Origin of the sequence: Pseudoalteromonas sp. BSi20495 (assembly GCF_000241185.1) — a bacterium.
GTDB lineage: Bacteria > Pseudomonadota > Gammaproteobacteria > Enterobacterales > Alteromonadaceae > Pseudoalteromonas > Pseudoalteromonas fuliginea.
Genome location: NZ_BADY01000158.1, coordinates 65757 through 84117, shown reverse-complemented (window position 1 = coordinate 84117; position 18361 = coordinate 65757). Strand labels below are relative to the sequence as shown.

Annotated in this window: 13 protein-coding genes; 8 read left to right on the top strand and 5 right to left on the bottom strand. The window is 39.3% G+C overall.

Annotation, left to right across the window (positions count from 1 at the left end; genetic code table 11):
• Positions 1 to 30: 30 nt before the first annotated feature.
• Positions 31 to 894 (top strand): polyamine aminopropyltransferase, encoded by an 864-nt coding sequence (speE, locus tag P20495_RS02695; protein ID WP_008138747.1) that lies wholly within the window; start codon positions 31 to 33, stop codon positions 892 to 894.
• A gap of 74 nt (positions 895 to 968) precedes the next feature.
• On the opposite strand, the gene P20495_RS02700 is transcribed toward speE, so the two are convergent.
• The 3 genes from P20495_RS02700 to P20495_RS02710 all read right to left on the bottom strand — a co-directional run bounded on the left by P20495_RS02700 (position 969) and on the right by P20495_RS02710 (position 4480).
• Positions 969 to 2567 (bottom strand): methyl-accepting chemotaxis protein, encoded by a 1599-nt coding sequence (locus tag P20495_RS02700; RefSeq protein ID WP_007376432.1) that lies wholly within the window; start codon positions 2565 to 2567, stop codon positions 969 to 971.
• A 64-nt stretch (positions 2568 to 2631) separates the two neighbouring features.
• A complete protein-coding gene (locus P20495_RS02705; protein WP_008138746.1) occupies positions 2632 to 3864 on the bottom strand; it encodes a hypothetical protein in 1233 nt (410 codons plus the stop codon).
• On the bottom strand, positions 3854 to 4480 hold the full coding sequence (locus tag P20495_RS02710) for a methylamine utilization protein (RefSeq protein WP_008138744.1): 627 nt from the start codon (positions 4478 to 4480) through the stop codon (positions 3854 to 3856). Before P20495_RS02710 ends, P20495_RS02705 begins: the two co-directional genes overlap by 11 nt.
• A gap of 161 nt (positions 4481 to 4641) precedes the next feature.
• Between P20495_RS02710 and P20495_RS02715 the strand changes: the two genes are divergently transcribed.
• From P20495_RS02715 to P20495_RS02725, 3 genes are all read left to right on the top strand, one after another.
• The gene (locus P20495_RS02715) at positions 4642 to 6684 is read left to right on the top strand and encodes a glycoside hydrolase family 97 protein (RefSeq protein WP_008138743.1); all 2043 of its coding nucleotides are present in this window, start codon (positions 4642 to 4644) and stop codon (positions 6682 to 6684) included.
• 568 nt (positions 6685 to 7252) lie between these two features.
• Complete coding sequence (locus P20495_RS02720; RefSeq protein WP_008138741.1) at positions 7253 to 10255, top strand: LodA/GoxA family CTQ-dependent oxidase; 3003 nt, start codon at positions 7253 to 7255, stop codon at positions 10253 to 10255.
• A gap of 7 nt (positions 10256 to 10262) precedes the next feature.
• The gene (locus tag P20495_RS02725) at positions 10263 to 11423 is read left to right on the top strand and encodes a tryptophan 7-halogenase (RefSeq protein WP_008138739.1); all 1161 of its coding nucleotides are present in this window, start codon (positions 10263 to 10265) and stop codon (positions 11421 to 11423) included.
• A 674-nt stretch (positions 11424 to 12097) separates the two neighbouring features.
• Here P20495_RS02725 and envZ read toward each other — a convergent pair.
• Positions 12098 to 13414 carry a two-component system sensor histidine kinase EnvZ gene (envZ, locus tag P20495_RS02730; protein WP_007376426.1) on the bottom strand — a complete coding sequence of 439 codons (1317 nt, stop codon included), beginning with the start codon at positions 13412 to 13414 and terminating at the stop codon, positions 12098 to 12100.
• A 5-nt stretch (positions 13415 to 13419) separates the two neighbouring features.
• Positions 13420 to 14139, bottom strand: a complete 720-nt coding sequence (gene ompR, locus P20495_RS02735; RefSeq protein ID WP_007376425.1) for a two-component system response regulator OmpR — start codon at positions 14137 to 14139, stop codon at positions 13420 to 13422.
• A 195-nt stretch (positions 14140 to 14334) separates the two neighbouring features.
• On the opposite strand from ompR, the gene greB reads away from it, so the two are divergent.
• The 4 genes from greB to P20495_RS02755 all read left to right on the top strand — a co-directional run bounded on the left by greB (position 14335) and on the right by P20495_RS02755 (position 18348).
• Positions 14335 to 14814, top strand: a complete 480-nt coding sequence (gene greB, locus P20495_RS02740) for a transcription elongation factor GreB (RefSeq protein WP_007584978.1) — start codon at positions 14335 to 14337, stop codon at positions 14812 to 14814.
• 116 nt (positions 14815 to 14930) lie between these two features.
• Complete coding sequence (locus tag P20495_RS02745) at positions 14931 to 15242, top strand: hypothetical protein (protein ID WP_008138735.1); 312 nt, start codon at positions 14931 to 14933, stop codon at positions 15240 to 15242.
• A 50-nt stretch (positions 15243 to 15292) separates the two neighbouring features.
• Positions 15293 to 15874 (top strand): CBS domain-containing protein, encoded by a 582-nt coding sequence (locus tag P20495_RS02750; RefSeq protein ID WP_007376422.1) that lies wholly within the window; start codon positions 15293 to 15295, stop codon positions 15872 to 15874.
• A 167-nt stretch (positions 15875 to 16041) separates the two neighbouring features.
• Entirely contained in the window at positions 16042 to 18348 is a 2307-nt protein-coding gene (locus tag P20495_RS02755) for a Tex family protein (RefSeq protein ID WP_008138733.1), read from the top strand.
• Positions 18349 to 18361: the final 13 nt, after the last annotated feature.

Genomic DNA, 18361 nt, shown 5'->3' with positions numbered 1-18361 from the left:
ATACTCAACCTAAAAAGTGTAATAGTAACTATGGCAAATTTAGATCAAAGTAAGTGGTTTACTGAAATTAGCGACCGCGATGGCAGCGCATTTTCATTACGTATTAATAAAAAGTTAGATGAAAAACAGTCTCCTTTTCAAAAGGTAGAAATGTTTGAAACCACAGACTTTGGTAATTTAATGATCATCGACGGGTGTACTATGGTAACAACCCGCGAAAACTTCTTTTATCATGAGATGATCAGCCACCCTGCACTTTTAGCGCATCCAAACCCTAAAAACGTCGTTATTATTGGCGGCGGCGACTGCGGTACTTTACGCGAAGTATTAAAACACCCAGGCGTAGAAACTGTAACGCAAATAGATATAGACGAAGTAGTAACGCAAATGTCGTTAAAATACTTCCCAGAGCTTTGTGAATCTAACAACGACGCCCGTGCAACGGTTATGTTTGACGACGGTATTAAATACATGCGCGAAGCCGCTGGCGAATCTATCGACGTGGTTATTGTTGATGGCACCGATCCGGTGGGTCCAGGTGAAGGTTTATTTAACCATGCGTTTTACACAAGCTGTTTAGATGCACTGCGCCCAGGTGGTATTTTAGTACAACAAAGTGAATCGCCACTTATGCATATGCCATTGTTAGTTGAAATGCGCGAAGCAATGCTAAGCGTAGGCTTTAACGATTTACAAACACTGCCATTCCCACAACCAATTTACCCAAGTGGTTTATGGTCGGTAACACTTGCACGTAAATCACAAGCATTTGACGGTTTCAGAGAAGACGGCGCAGCACAAATAGCTGAGCAAAGTGAATACTACAACAGCGGTATTCACCATGGTGCACTCGCTACACCTAACTACATGAAACGCGCATTCGATAAAAAATAGTCCCATTCACTTAGATATAAATTGCATTAAAAAGGGGCCCTAATAGGCCCCTGATTGTTTTAATAGCTCACTGTTTAAACTTTAAAACGATGCACTAAACGATTTAACTCATCGGTTAATTGTTCCATTTTTTTAGATACATCTTCAGTTGTTCGTGCAAGTGCAACACCTTCAACAGTTTGATCATTTAGTGATGATAGATTTTGACTTATTTCGTCGGCGACCGTAGTTTGCTCTTCTGTAGCCTGCGCTGTTTGCATTGCCATATCGTTCACTTTAGTTGACGAGCTTTGCATTGCATTAAGTACATCATTAGTTTGAGTAAATGACCCCACAGCATCATCAGCAAACTGCTTTCCTTCATCAATTGCTTTTATAGATTGCTCAACACTTGTCGCAAAGTGCTCAATCATTTGTTGGATGTCGTTAGTGCTGACCTGTGTACGTGTTGCAAGCGTTCTGACTTCATCAGCAACAACAGCAAACCCTCGGCCATATTCGCCAGCACGTGCTGCTTCAATTGCCGCGTTTAATGCTAATAGATTGGTTTGCTCCGCAATAGCACGAATAACCTCTAATACTTTGGCTATGTTATCTGAACTTTGTTGTAGTTCAGTTGAGCGCGCCATCGCCTGATCCATATTTTGTGAAAGAGAAACAATACGAGCGCTCGAATTAGCAACGGCAGTTAAACCTTGTTGCGCCAAATTTAAAGAGTTATCAGCCTCACTCGAAGATTGTTGAGCAACTCCTGCAACTTCTCTACTTGCTACACTCATTTCATGTACAGCACTGACTATAGACTCAGAAGCCTGACCTAAAGCTTGGTTTACACTGTTATTTTGATTCGCAACCTTACTTAGCTCTGCACCTAGCGTATTTAGTTCTTTTGATTGCTCTAAAATATCGCGAATGAGCTGCTGTAAATTATCTAAAAAGCCATTAAAACTAGTAGCAAGATCTGCAAACTCATCTTGAGATGTTACTTGTATACGCCCCGTTAAATCACCATCCCCCGATGCAATATCATTAATACGTTCTGTAACATAATTAATTTGTTGCGTTAACTGTTTAGGTATTATGTAGCTAAACCAAACGGCTATTAATAAAATAATTATAACGAAAACTAACATCATCAACTTAGTCGACTCTATTTTTTCGGATAATTTATTAATTTCTTGTTCGGAAGTTTTTTCAGCTAACTCTCCAGCGCGGTCAAGCCTTACTCTTAAATCAGCAAATGTCTGTTCCGATTCAAACTGCTTTGCCTCACTCTTATCAGCCATATGAGCGTTCGAGGCATTAAGCCAAGCATTAAAAGTAGCATCAAAACTTCTAAATTCATTTTTAATTTCAGGATAATCCGTGAGAAGATCCAAATACTGCTTTAATTTTTGTATTACTTGCGCTGCATTTTCTTTGTGTTCTGCCTTATATTTTTCAATATTATTAGTATGCGTAACAAGATTTAGCTCTGCGACCTTAGCTTGATATAAGTCACGATCCGCATTTAATGCGAGTGAAGTTGCCTTAATAAATTTTTCAGATTGCACATCCAATGCATTTTTTTGTAGATTAATTAAATGGGTGTAGCCAATAATTAACGACAATACTGCAATTCCTAAAATCACTATAGGAAAAGAAACTTTAACGCGAATACTATGCAAATTCATTTATCACTCCTGACGGGATTACACACTATAACTAAGTTTTAAAAAGGCAACACATGCATTAAATTTATAATTTCCATTGCATGTTAAGCATTACTTGCTGTTGTGAAATAGACTGTTTAAAACCAATTGCAGCTCTATTTTCAACTACACTTTTAAGAGTAGCTCCTTCAACACCTATTTGTAACTTTTCACTCAACTGATAACGCCATGTTGCAGTTATACCTTCACCATGACTGCCATTAGGGTCAAATACAGTGGTATCGTTATCTGTAACTTTAAAATAATCATAACGCAACGATACTCTGTGCTTACCTTCTTTATGACTCATCATTAAATAATGACTATAGTATGTATTGTCTATTAACGCATTATATCCCATTTCAGTTTTACCACTTAACACTTGCGCAATGAGGCGTGTTTTTTTATTTAACTTATAGAGCCATGCGGCGCTGGTAAACCGAGTATCCCACGCATATTGTCCTGAGCTAATATTAAGCTTGGTCGGATCGCCATTGTTATCATAATAATAAATTCGAAATTGTGATTGTTTTAAGTAATCCCAGTGCATACCCACATAATAACCAAAGCGACTATCCACCTCTTCAAACGGTAATACTTGGTTAGCTTGCCAACGTAATTGGGATTCATTTAATGCTGCTACAGGTGCAAACCTGACGCCTTCGTTAAATGTTGTTTGCCTGTCATGTAATGCAAAACCACGCCATGCGAGCAATGTACCTGCGGGGTCATTTCCTTTAAATGTAGCTCCTATAACACTAAAGCCATGTGCACTATTAAAACGCTTTGCAGGTCGCTTTATAGTAACCTCAACTCCGACAGTACGTAGTTCTTCACCAATCCAACTATTAATTGCTGAATTTGTATAATTATATGGCGACGTCCAGCCAATATCTGGGTTTTCTAAAGACATTAATGGATAAAAGCCACCTACACGTACATGCCATTTATAGTTACTGTTAGATAACGGTTGATACTTTATGTAAGCTTGCGTTAAACCTAAAGCCACATCAGGGTCTTGATTTATATTCAGTACACCATGAGCCGACCAACTAGATGCTAAATCAACATTAAAATCTAAAATACCTTGTGATAAAATAAGCTCATCGCTTTTAGCATCGTGCCGATACAATCCAATACCGCCCTCTTGAAAACTAAGCGTATCATCACCTTGCACTGCTCTAACTTGTATTAAGCCTTTTACCTGTGCACTTAACGCACCACTAAAAAATACAATACAACACAGCAGTGTCAGCTTTAGTAAGTTATTAGTAATCATCGAATTCGTCCGTGGCAAAATCAATTTGTTCGGTTATAGTTTGCTTTATTTTATAAGTAAGTGGGGCTGAATTTACAGTTACACTCTCTGATTCAACATTACTAATATCACCAAATCCTGAATGCCATACATTGAGAGTGTATTCTCCTAAAGGTGCTGCTAAATCAACCTTTCCTGTTATATCGGTAATAGCAAAAATAGTGCTATCAACCACAACGATATAACCCAACATCCAATCATGAATATTACACCCAAGCTCTACAACACCGGTTTGCTCAAACACCAAGGGCGCTTTAGGTTGTTCTTTATATAGCTTTAATTCGAATGTTTTAGCCTTAGAAAACGAATACACATGATGCATAATAGAATCTGCATTTGGAAACTCCACTTTAGCGTTTTGCGGTACAACTAAAATGCGTGGTGTAAACTCTCTGTTTTTTTGACTCATTGCATAAGGCGCATCCGGTGCAATGATTACTTCTGAAGTGTTTTTTGCAGTTAGCCACACGACGGCATTCGCCATTGGTTCATCTTTTGTATTTTTAATTGTTATTTGAATTGCCGCTGCTTGCCAACTTAAAACCATTGATATTATAAAAATTAAATACTTAATCATTCGCTTACCATTCTTATTTTCAACTTATTTATATTATAGACCGGTTAGATTACTTATTTCTTTCTATTTTTTATAACATTGAATACGTATGTAGAAGTTCGTATTCCGTAATAACTGCCTTTATGCTGGTTAATTCATACTGGCATACCAAGGATCTCATAATGAGAACATCAACACTTTTACTTTTAGCTTTTTCGAGCAGTTGTTTTGCTCAAACAGCGACGTTGCAATCTCCTAATGGCAATATAAAAATAACTATATCAGACGAACTAAATACTCCAACATATTCTATTGATTTTAAAAACAGACCAGTAATAACTAGCTCCGCTCTAGGGTTTGAATTTAAACAACAAGCACCTTTTAGCGAAGGCTTTAAAATAGCAAAAACCCAAAAACAAACCGTTAATACTCAATGGCAGCTGCCTTGGGGTGAGCGCCAAACAGTGACTGATAAGCATAATGAAGTTGCCGTAACATTTAATAAATCACAGCCTCAAGGTGGTACTTTCACCGTAAAATTTAGAGCCTTTAATAATGGTATTGGCTTTAGGTACGAAGTGCCTGAACAAATAGGTTTCGAAAAAACAGAAATAACCAAAGAGCTTACCGAGTTTGCAATAGCCGACAGTAGCAATGCAACAGCATGGTGGATCCCTGCTCGTGGTTGGAACCGTTATGAGTATGTTTATAACACCACCCCGCTTAATGACGCAGCTTTAGTGCACACTCCATTTACCTTTAAAAATAAAGATGGCATACATTTAAGTATTCACGAAGCTGCACTTGTTGATTACGCCGCCATGGTGCTTAATCAACGTCGCCCTGGTACATTTCAGGCAGATTTAACACCTTGGTCAGACGGTATTGCAGTTAAAAAACAAGGCGCATTCAATACCCCGTGGCGTACAATCCAAATGGGCGAACATGCTGTTGATTTAGTTAATTCGGATATTATTTTAAATTTAAACGAGCCAAATAAGCTCGACGATGTATCGTGGATTAAACCTGGTAAATACGTCGGTATTTGGTGGGGAATGCACATAGAAACACAAACGTGGGGGAGCGGCGAAAAACACGGAGCAACCACAAAAACAACTAAATACTATATGGATTTTGCAGCACAACACGGTTTTGATGGCGTATTAGTTGAAGGCTGGAATATTGGCTGGGATGGTGATTGGTATTTTAATGGCGATGTATTTAATTTTACAAAACCTTATGACGATTTTGATATTGCAACACTTGCACAATATGGCAAAGAGAAAGGCGTTCAGCTCATTGGTCATCACGAAACGTCAGGTAATGTGAGCAACTATCGTGATCAAATGGAAGACGCCTTTGCTCTTTACGAAAAATCAAACGTAAGCCAGGTAAAAACAGGTTACGTAGCTGATGGCGGGAATATTAAACGCATAGATGAAAACGGCATAGCTCGTCATGAATGGCACGACGGCCAGTTTATGGTTAACGAGTATCTTTACAACATAAAACTTGCCGCAAAGCATAAAATTAGTATAAATACCCACGAGCCGATTAAAGATACGGGCCTGCGCCGTACCTACCCCAATTGGATTGCGCGTGAAGGCGCACGTGGACAAGAGTTTAATGCATGGGGCTCCCCGCCTAACCCACCTGAACACATACCAATGCTTGCCTTTACCCGCATGCTTGCAGGCCCAATGGACTTTACACCTGGTATTTTTGATATGAGCTTTAATGGCTTAGGTGATGACACAAATCGCCCACAAACTACACTTGCAAAACAGCTGGCGCTTTATGTTGTTTTGTATAGCCCAATTCAAATGGCGGCCGACTTACCTAAAAATTACTTAGCGAAGCCCGACGCATTTCAATTTATCCAAGATGTTCCCACCGATTGGCAGCAAAGTATTGCGCTAGATGGCGAAGTAGGCGACTTTATTGTATTTGCCCGCAAAGAGCGTAAAAGTGGTAAATACTCAGGAAACGATTGGTACTTGGGTGCCGTTACCGATGAAAAAGCCCGTACGATTAAAGTAAAACTCGATTTTTTAGATCAAGGCAAAAAATTTGAAGCACAAATTTATAAAGACGGTGAAAATGCCGAGTGGAAAAATAACCCATACGATTTAACTATCGAGAAACGTATTGTAACTGCAAACGATAAGCTTACTTTAAAACTAGCAACAAGTGGTGGTACAGCAATTCGCTTTAAAGCACTTTAAATAACACAAAAAATATACCGAGTAACCTGGGCTATTGGCTTTTCAAGATTGAAATTCAACCCAGGTGCTATTTAATCGCGGTGCGAAGCTTGTAACTTAAATGGCAGCGTGCACTTACTTGGTATTTATGAGGGATAACCATGTACATTAGGCGCAGCCTTGCCTACAAACCAAACACACATTTTTTAAATAACCCTTTGTCAGCCTCACCTATTCTTTTTTAGATATGCCATTTGCTGTAATACTCTGTAATAGATTTCTTTAGCTGCATCATCTACCTTTATCAATAATTCCACTAAAAAATTAGTATTGGATAACAATAATCCTAAGTTGCAGCTAAAACGAAGAAAAACATAAAAAGTGGTTACTCATACAGCTTAGGCATTTAATACCTATTTCTTGCAATCTCGATTGCCAATCTCACAGCATTCCGAATGCAATATTGAAAACAAATAACAACGGTAGTTTTATTCTTTTTTTCGTAAAAATCACGCAGCTGAAATTAATAAAAATACAATGTTTTCTCAAAACCAATTTATATCTCAATAGCTTAAAAGGAATACTTACAATGGCTAAAAAAGAAAATCCAACAAAACCATCAGCTAACAACATACCTTGTTGGTCAGATAATGAAAGTGTTGAACAAGCCTGTAGACGTTTAACTGAGATGTTTGTTGGCCTCGGCCAAGTACCACGTATTGATAAAGGTCAACAACCTGCGCAACGTGCCGTTTTTAGAAAGCAACATGGCATCGCATACGGTAAGTTTAAAATTAATCCAGACATAGACCCGCAATTCAAAATTGGTATTTTTTCTAAAAGTGAATATGAATGCGCCATACGTTTTTCGAGTGATACCACTCCCTCCTCCCCCGATTTACACAGCACACTTGGTTTAGCAATGAAGTTGTTTGCGGTCAATGGAGATAAATTAATTGGTGAAAGCAATACCGCTGATTTTATTTTTCAAAATATGGAGCGTTTTTTCACTAAAAATGCGCAACAGATGTGCCAATTTACAACAGCAGGTGTGATTGATAAAGATTATGATGCTTACCTAAATGACCCTAAAAATAGTGACATTGCTAACATCCTAAACGACATGCAAAAAGTTGAATCGAGCTGCTTAAGTGCCAAATATTGGGCTATTTTGCCATTCAAGCTAGGTGATCAACAAATTGTTAAATATCGCTTAGTTCCTGAAGAGAGTGAAGTCGGCGCGCCATGCGTTGATAACAATTACCTTGCTTTAGATTTACAGCGACGATTACGAGAAGGGAGTGCTAAATTCCGGTTTGAGGTACAACTACGTACAAATCCAGAAACAATGCCACTCGATGACGCTCAAGCAGTATGGAGCACTCAACAAAGTCCTTATGTGTGTATTGCTCGTCTACATCTAGCACAACAAAATATTACAGCAATTGGCCAAGCCGAACTTGGTAGTAACTTGGCATTTAATATTTGGCGTACTTTAGCCGCCCATGAACCACTTGGCAGTATCGCACTTGCACGAAAGTCAGCCTATGCAGCCAGTGCAAAAGCACGTCACACAGCTAACGGACAACAGCTACAAGAGCCAACTAAATTAACTAACTTCAATCCAGAACAAGCACAAGAAGCGGATTCTGAATGTATTGTTTATGCCGGAATTTACCCTCCTATTGGCGTAATGCGCGTTGGCAACAGCAAGGACGATTATTTTATTGGTCCGCAGCAACCTCAACCAGTTCCCAATAGTGACGAATATGCGTATCGCGATAAAAGCGGTGCACTTAAACGCCAAGCTGCAGAGTTTAGAATTTATGGTTTTAACGCTGCAGGTAAGGCTATAAAAGAGCTTACACTAGATAATGCAGATATCACATGGCACGCCCAACTCGCCAATCAAAAATCATCTTGGTACGAGTTTCAAATTGCTTTAGATATTCCTGAAGCCGCAGACGCTCCACCTTCGCTACTGCGTAATAATAATGTAGCAGACCGAGATAAACTTCATATTAATGGTGGTCAGCGCAAGCTAAGTGGTAAAAACGTAAATAGCAAAAACGAACATAACTTTATTGGTAAGTTTATGGACGAAGATGTCTACTTAGGCGAGATGCGCAGCGATAACCACGGTCGATTAATAATGTTAGGAGGACATGGTGTTGCCCGTAATTTAAAAGGCGATATTGCGGTAACTTTCGCCAACAACGAAGGTTGGTATGACGATATATCCGATGGCCCAATTACTGCTGAGGTTGTTTATAATGGTGTTGCATTAAGAGTTGAACCAGCTTGGGTCATTTGTGCGCCGCCTGATTATGCGCCTATGCAAAAATCAGTTCGTACTATGTGGGATTTAATGCGCGATGTTGCTGTTAATAGTAGCATGCTAGCACGGCCACAACGCCCATCATTCACAGAGGATATTCAACCTATATTTTCTAGGATGACCAATTTACAGTGGGTTAATAGCGGCTTTGCTGGTGCATTCGGCTGGGGTGGTCAATTTGATTATACGACTCCAGAATGGTTGGCAAAACTTAGTGACCCATCACCTGCATATCAAGAGCTCCGCCGGACTTTATCTAATAACTTTCGTCGAACTGATGTATCAGGTGCACAAGCACCTCAACTATGGCCTTGGTTATATGGTGACGCTATTAGCATCCCTCCAACAGGCTCAGTACGCCAGCATGCGACTTTGTCTAATTTACAATTGTCGTTTTTAGACCAGTGGGTAAAAGGTGATTTCATTAATGATTACAAACCACAATCACGCTGCCCTGTGCCAACTCAGCCACCAACTATTGATGACTACCCTGTTGCCGAACAGCCTGAACAGCTAACGCGTGGTGCAATGGAGTTTTGCCTTGCTGATGCATTTCATCCAGGCTGTGAGATGACTTGGCCAATGCGAACGGCCGGAATGTATATGTCTCCATTTCGACTAAAACATGCATTACCTGATACACAAAGTGATCATTGTTATTATGGGCCTATTATGAATCATGATATTTATACTTTAGCAAAAGGCCCTTTGTTTGGTGGCCAAGTAGCAGGAGGGATCACACGTTGGATGGCTATTCCATGGCAAACTGACACGGCCAGTTGTCGCGATGGTTATAGCTCTGAGTATGACCCATTTTTACCCACATTTTGGCCAGCTCGTGTTCCCAATCAAATAATGAATCAACGACGCTATCAACAGGTTCTTGATACATCATTATCTGATAGTACCCGCCAGCAAGCGTTTGCATATAGAACAGATTGGCTTGATGACTTGCCCCTACATGGTAACCCTGCAACCTATACCAACCAAATAAATAGTATGGTTGAGCACTTTGCAGAACTTGCTATTGTACAAACACATACTGGTGCTATTAACGACGAACAATTCCCCAACACTATGCAGGTAGGCATGCTACCTCATAATAAAGCAGGCGAAGGTTTAGTTAACTTAGCCAGTAAAGCAATACAACATAGTAACGTTACTCTCTCTGTAGATTTGACTCATAATCGAAGCAAAGTAGATTTAGGCGTGACCGAAAAAGCCAACCGTTTTCATCGCATCAAAGGACGTTGAAATCGCTATGCCAATGATTAAAAATGAGGACGCAAAAAACAGTGTTGTGATCATTGGTGCTGGCGTGGCTGGATGTATTGCCGCGCTTGCTTTGTGCGATTCTTATAAGGTGACGCTTATCGATAAATCAGCATCTCCTGAAGAACGTATTGGAGAGTGCTTAGCACCCGCAGCAAGACGAATTTTAAAACAACTCAACTTACTAACTGAATTTGAAAGCCGATTAGAAACGGATATTGCACTTCCTCATCATTTGCCTAATGCCGGAATGCAAATAAGTTGGGGTCAAGAAGCCCTGCACATTGCAGATAACCTCAATAACCCTGATGGTTTCGGCTGGCGACTAGACCGAAAAAGGTTTGAGTTGTTTTTACGTGAAAAAGCCCAACAGCGAGGCGTAGAATGCATTTGGCCCGCTAAATTAATTAACAGTCAATACAAAGAAAACTCTTGGCATATTACACTTATAAATTCAGACTTAAATGAAGATCAGGAAGTAAGCATAGTATGTCCATTCGTTATTGATGCAACTGGTCGCCAAGCACATTTTGCCAAAAAGTATACCGATCGCCAGCAAAGTGATCGCCTCATATCATGCTGGGCAACTTTAGATGACAATAGCGAAAATAAACTGGGCAATATTCACTCAACTAATAATGGTTGGTGGTACAGTGCTCCACTTCCAAACCAGCGGCGTGTTTTAGCCTTCCAAACTGATTCAGACCTAATGCCTAAGGGGCTGCATCGCGATCCAGCATACTTTATTAAGTATGCTCAACAACACTCATCACTCGCAAAATTACTAAATGACAATCAAAAAACGCTAAATTTACAGGGCATTGTAAGTGCTAACTCAACACGTTTGAACAACTTTTCAGGTCAACAATGGGCCGCATTAGGTGATGCAGCTATAAGCTTTGATCCCTTGTCATCACAAGGAATTTTTAACGCAATGGCAAATGCGATGCAACTCGCATTACTGCTTAAAAAATCAAATATACTAAACATTATCGACAATGATATACAACAGCACTTTAACAAAACTTACCAACAGCAAATAGAGCAAATATGGCGTCATTATTTACACCATCAACATTTCTTTTATAACCAAGAACAGCGCTGGTCTAAAATGCCTTTTTGGCAACGCAGACATCAATATAAAGCATAACCATGATTATTTTTACGCTAGAGTGTTGATCTTTCATGACTAAAGCTACTTTAGCTAGGGGTGATTTAGTTATCGCAGGAAGTTTGCAACCTAGTGGGCTAAGTAAAAGTAAACCGTCTCTAGGGCAAACCCAAAGGGCTGAGCATGTTTGGCATTTATGGGGAGTAAAAATATATATTAGCTATCCAATGCTAATAATTTTTCTAACTACTCGAATAATTACAAATCAAGTAGCTATAAAAAGTAAGGTCACTACTTAATCTTCGTAATACCAATCTGCTTAATTAAGTAAGCTATTTTGAGGTAAGAAAACAGTGTCGATTATAAGGCAAAAATTCGTTATTTAGTTGGTCTATATAAGAAATATTTAACACAGTTAGCGTCAGGTTTAAGCTCTCAAATTGCTCAAATATTATTACGAATTGGTATTAATGTATTAATGATGTAACAGCTAAAAAGCATACTAAGAAGCGATACAAACACTCTATTTTGCTCCATTATAAAAAACACTACGAAAAAGCTGTATACAATACCCTAATAAAAACGATTAATGCCTGACCGTACATAGCACATGTATTTTGAAATATGTGGAGGTAATCATATGGCTTATACCTTGTAAGTCTATTTGGTATTAAACACTTAGTTTACAGTTAGTAACTACACAGCTATTCGCTTTAAACAGCTTGGTTAGTTACTTTTATAGGCAAGTATATTTGCGCACTTAGCCCGCCTTCGGGACGATTTTCAAGCATCACTTTTCCATCGTGCATATCTACTATACGCTTGATAATTGCCAGCCCTAAACCACTGCCTTCGCTCCCTCGAGCAGCATCACCTTGCTTAAATGGTTCGAACACGGACTCTAACTCACTTTCAGGAATGCCGGGGCCATTATCGTTTACTGCAATAACGACATATTTTTTATTTGGACTAAAATAACTAAGTACTTCTATATCATCTTGTGAATAACGCAGCGCATTACCAATCATGTTTGTTATTACACGCTTAATAGCCACAGAGCTTAGCGGTATATTGCCAATACTTGGGTTCTCTTTAAACGTAATTACACGTTGATGCTTTAGCTCCGAATGAATAACTTCAGCCACCAGTGCATTTATATTTTCACAGGTTAGTTCTTCACGCTTATGATGGCGTAAGTACTCGATAAACTGGTCGATAATACCGTTCATGTCTTCAATATCGTAAATAATACCTTCGCGTAAGTACTCATCAGCTTCAGCCATCATTTCAGTCGCTAAACGAATGCGTGTAAGCGGCGTGCGTAAATCATGTGACACACCAGCCATTAATAAACGGCGGTCATTCTCTAGTGCAGCAATACCCCGCGACATCTGATTAAACGCGCGCGTTACTTCTATCACTTCTGTTGAACCTTCCTCTGCTAACTTAGTAGTAAAATCACCTTTACCAACTTTTATTGCAGCTTGCTGTAACGCTTTAAGCGGCCTATTGAGGTGCCTTGCAAACAACCACCCACCTAACACACTTAAAAATCCGATGCTTGATAAATAAAAAGTTAAAAATTCTAAATTATTCTCTTGGAAACCAGTTAACGGTACTTTAACCCAGTAACCTGGAGCTTGGGGGGCTTCGACCCAATATATGAGTGGACCAGTTTGGCTAATGCGCACACGCGAGAAGCCATTTAACTGTTTCGTCATACTGCGCGATAACCCCGAATACTCACGAGTTTGCCCTAACCCATTACGCATTGCCTCACGTTGAGTCATTACTTCAATTCCAGTGATTTCAAAAAACTTTTCTGAAACCTCGTCGTTTATCTCAATGCCGTCTTCCCAATCTATAAATACAGTTTTTATTTGCTTTGCGAGCATTAAATTTACTTGCTCAATTGTAGGCTTTACAACATATAAGCTTACTGTAACGTAAGACACTATTTGGTTTATTAGTAATAATGCGGCTACCAAAAAAACCGTTTGTCCAAACGCACTACGCGGAAAAAATCCCATATAAATTACTTTTCACCATCAGGAACAAATACATACCCCAAACCCCATACGGTTTGAATATAACGCGGATTGGCAGCATCAATTTCAATCATGCGTCGAAGTCGCGACACTTGCACATCAATACTTCGCTCAAGCGCACTGTAATCACGCCCACGCGCTAAGTTCATTAGCTTATCGCGGCTAAGTGGCTCTCGTGGATGCGAAACAAGCGCTTTAAGCACTGCAAACTCACCACTGGTAAGCGATATTGTTTTGTCCCCTTCACTCATTTCGCGCGTTGCTAAATTAAGGGTGAATTTACCAAATGCGATCAAGTTTTCTTCAGCAGCAGGGGCGCCTGGCACTTCTTTTGCGCGGCGGCGTAAAATAGCTTTAATACGCGCAAGTAATTCCCGTGGATTAAATGGTTTTGGGATGTAATCGTCAGCACCGAGCTCTAAACCTATAATTCGATCTACTTCATCGCCTTTAGCGGTGAGCATAACAATAGGGATTTCGTTTTCTTTTTGGCGTAACCTACGACAAATTGACAATCCATCTTCACCTGGAAGCATTAAATCGAGAACCATTAGATGAAAATTTTCACGCTCAAGGAGTCTGTCCATTTGCTCCGAATTTCCTGCGGTTCTCACAATAAAACCTTGCTCAACTAAGTAACGTTCAAGCAAACTGCGTAAGCGCATATCGTCATCAACAACTAATACTTTTGTGGTCTCGTGTCCCATAATCTCTTTCTTATTTTTATATCCAATTATTAGTTAATATAAATGAAAAACTGAATAATCAAAAACTAATTACTTGCTTAGATTGTTACTGAACATTTCAAAGCTTACTTGCTCGTACTTTATTACATTTTACGCTCGACAAGTTTTGGCAAATTTAATAACGTGCACACCATTAGAGTTAATAAAGAATTCACCATGAAAACAAATTTAGTTACCCGCGAAGGTTACTTGCAATTACAACAAGAACACGATCAACTATGGAACGTTAAACGCCCAGAAGTAACAAAAATAGTCAGCTGGGCGGCCAGTCTCGGAGATCGCTCTGAGAACGCTGACTATCAATATAACAAGCGTTTGCTACGCCAAATTGACCGTCGTGTACGCTATTTACGCAAACGCATACCTGATTTAAAAATCATCGACTACTCTCCCGTTCAAGATGGAAAAGTGTTTTTTGGTGCATGGGTCGAAATTGAAAACGAAGAAGGTGAAACTAAAAAATTCAGAATTGTCGGACCTGATGAAATTTACGACCGAAAAGATTACATATCAATAGACTCACCTATGGCGCGTGCATTGATTAAAAAGCAAGTAGATGACGACTTTGAAGTACCTACTCCTCAGGGTAAAAAGCAATGGTATGTAAACAGTATTGATTACCAAAAAAAGAAATAAAAAGTTTTGATTCAGATCATGTTAACTTTTGATTGTGTAAATTAGGTCAATAAGCTATAAATGAATTATTCAAGTTGATTTGTTTAATTTGAAAGCAGTTAATTAAGGTCGTGGTTATGTCAAACATAGTACAGCGCATATTAAATAATGCCGTATTGTTTGCACTTTTAATGAGTGTAAGTTTGACGCTGCATGCCAGCAACACTGACGTAAACCTTGATAACGCTAAACTATCTAATCACTTTATTGCTTGTGATATTCCTGACCAGGCAAACCTCGATTTTGACGTAGACTCTCACGTTAATACTATTACCTTTAGGTCGCCTCAACCACTTCCTAATGTCGTAGATTCTTTTTATAAGAGCACTAATCTAAACAGACCTTTTAGCACTGCATACCAACGCGGACCACCTAGCTATTTAATTTAATTCATTATTTTACAACTTAATTAAATTTTATAACGACTAAGGTGACTACTATGTCTAACTTTAAAGAATTACGTACTCAAAGCATTTCTCACGGCGTTATTGCAAGCACATTTGCAGATGACCAACCATTAATTGATTTAGCCTCTCCGGCATTAAAAGTGGTAAATAATTTCACTCAAAAAACACCTGTCCGCGCCCAGTATGAAACAACAATTGAAGCAGCACTAAAACAGATTAGCGCTCAACAATCTGATTTTGTCTTAGTAACGGACGACAACCAAAAATTAATTGGAATAGTTTCAAGTGCTGATTTACAAAGCTCAAAAATCACGATTATTGCCCAGCGTTTAAATACACCGCGTAATGAAGTTAGCTTACGCCACATAATGACACCAATAAGTCAGTTAATGAGTGTAAGTATGCAAAGCTTAAGCTACGCATGTATTGGTGATGCGTTGCAAACAATGGAGCATCAAGGAGTGATGTTTTTATTAGTGACTACAACTGACAATGAAATTTGCGGTTTAATCTCAGCACGTCAAATTACTAAAGCGCTACATATCCCTCTGCATATTACCCCCATAGCTAATTCATTCAGTGAAGTATTAGAAAACATAGAGCACCCTCACTAGGGGCTCTTTTAACGCTATAATTACCCAATCAAGCCAACCATCTTAAAGCAAGGAAAATAGCTTGCTTTAAGAGCTTTTTATTACAACCTCGTGTGATATTATTCAAGCAATTAGTCGTATCAGTTAACTTACTAACTGGTCTTATTTTTGTTTAAAAAGGTTTTTGCATGAGCGATATCTCTGCACGTTTAGCCGGTGAGCTAAATGCACAACAACAGCAAGTTGTTGCTGCAACAAAGTTACTTGATGAAGGTGCTACTGTGCCTTTTATTGCTCGTTATAGAAAGGAAGTAACCGGTGGCTTAGATGACACCCAATTACGCCTTTTAGAACAGCGTTTATCATATTTACGTGAACTAGAAGAACGCCGCAGCTTTATTTTATCAACCATCGAATCTCAAAATAAATTAACAGCAGAGTTAAAGGCAGATATTAGTACTGCGCAAAGCAAAACTGAACTTGAAGATTTATATCTCCCGTATAAAGCGAAGCGCCGTACTAAAGGCCAAATAGCAATTGAGGCCGGATTAGAGCCACTTGCTGATGCACTGTTTAAAAATGCTAACCTTGATCCTGAACAACAAGCTGAACAGTTTATAAATGTCGAAAAAGGCTTTGCTGATATAAAGGCAGTGCTTGAAGGTGCTAAGTTTATTTTAATGGAGCGCTTTGCTGAAGACGCAAAACTACTTGCTAAATTTAGAAGCCACATTAGCCAAAATGGCGCAATTCAAAGTACCGTTATTAAAGGCCAAGAACAAGCTGGCACTAAATACCGTGATTACTTTGAACACCAAGAGCTTCTAAAAAAAGTACCTTCGCATCGCGCACTTGCAATGCTGAGAGCTCGAAATGAAGGTGTACTTCAGTTAAATGTTAACCCTGAGCCTAGTGCTGAAAATTCAGCGCAACTTTGTGCCAACATGATTGCTGAGCATTACCGTTTAGATATTAAATATAAAGCGGCAAGTCCTTGGTTATTAAACGTTGTGCAATGGGCGTGGAAAATTAAATTAGGGCTGCATTTAGAAAACGAATTTTTTGCAGCCATGCGCGAAAAAGCAGAAGCTGGTGCAATCGACGTATTTGCTAAAAACTTAAAAGATTTATTAATGGCAGCACCTGCAGGCCCTCGTACTACTTTAGGTCTTGATCCAGGCCTTCGAACTGGCTGTAAGATTGCCGTTGTTGATAGCACAGGTAAATTACTAGCTACACAAACTATTTTCCCTCATGCACCACAAAATCATTGGGATAAATCAGTGCGTACGTTAGAGCAACTTTGTCGTCAGCATAAAGTTGAGCTAATTGCGATTGGTAACGGTACTGCATCACGCGAGTCAGATAAGTTAGTTGCTGAACTTATCAAAGCAAACAGCGAACTTAAACTTAGTAAAATTATGGTTAGCGAAGCGGGTGCATCGGTTTACTCAGCTTCTGAATTTGCAGCTAATGAATTTCCAGATTTAGATGTTTCTATACGAGGCGCTGTTTCTATTGCGCGCCGCCTACAAGATCCTCTTGCTGAACTTGTTAAAATTGAGCCAAAATCAATTGGTGTTGGCCAATACCAACACGATGTATCGCAAAGCCAATTAGGCCAAAGCCTTATCTCCGTTGTTGAAGACTGTGTAAACTCAGTAGGCGTAGATTTAAACATGGCATCGGTACCGCTACTTACACGCGTATCTGGTTTGAACAAAACATTAGCGCAAAATATCGTTAATTATCGCGATGCTAACGGCACATTTACTAAACGTAGTGAGCTTAAAAAGGTTGAGCGTTTAGGGCCAAAAGCATTTGAACAAGCGGCTGGTTTTTTACGTATTAACAATGGTAGCGATCCGCTAGATAACTCATCAGTTCACCCTGAAGCTTATCCTGTTGTTAAACGTATTTGTGAACGCAATAGCGTCGATGTCAGTAACCTAATTGGTAACAGCGACTTTTTAACTAAACTTGCTGCTAACGATTACACTGACGAAAAATTTGGCTTACCAACCGTTACCGACATTATTACTGAGCTTGATAAACCAGGTCGAGATCCTCGTCCTGAATTTAAAACAGCTGAGTTTAAAGCCGGTGTTGAAAAAATTAGTGATTTAAAACCAGGTATGATTTTAGAAGGCGTGGTTTCAAACGTTGCTAATTTTGGTGCGTTTGTTGATGTAGGTGTTCACCAAGATGGTTTAGTGCATATTTCAGCAATCACGAATAAATTTATATCAGATCCGCGTGAAGTTGTTAAAGCTGGTGATATTGTAAAGGTTAAAGTAGTTGAGGTAGACGCTGCACGTAAGCGCATAAGCTTTACTATGCGCTTAGATGACGAAATTGACACAAGTAATAAGTCAGCAGCTCCAGCTACGCAAAAGCCACAAACTCGTGCTGCAAAGCCTAAACGTGACAATGGTAATGCGTTAATGGGTAATGCATTTGCCGATGCGTTCGCTAATGCTAAAGTAAAAAAATAATAGTTGTACAGCT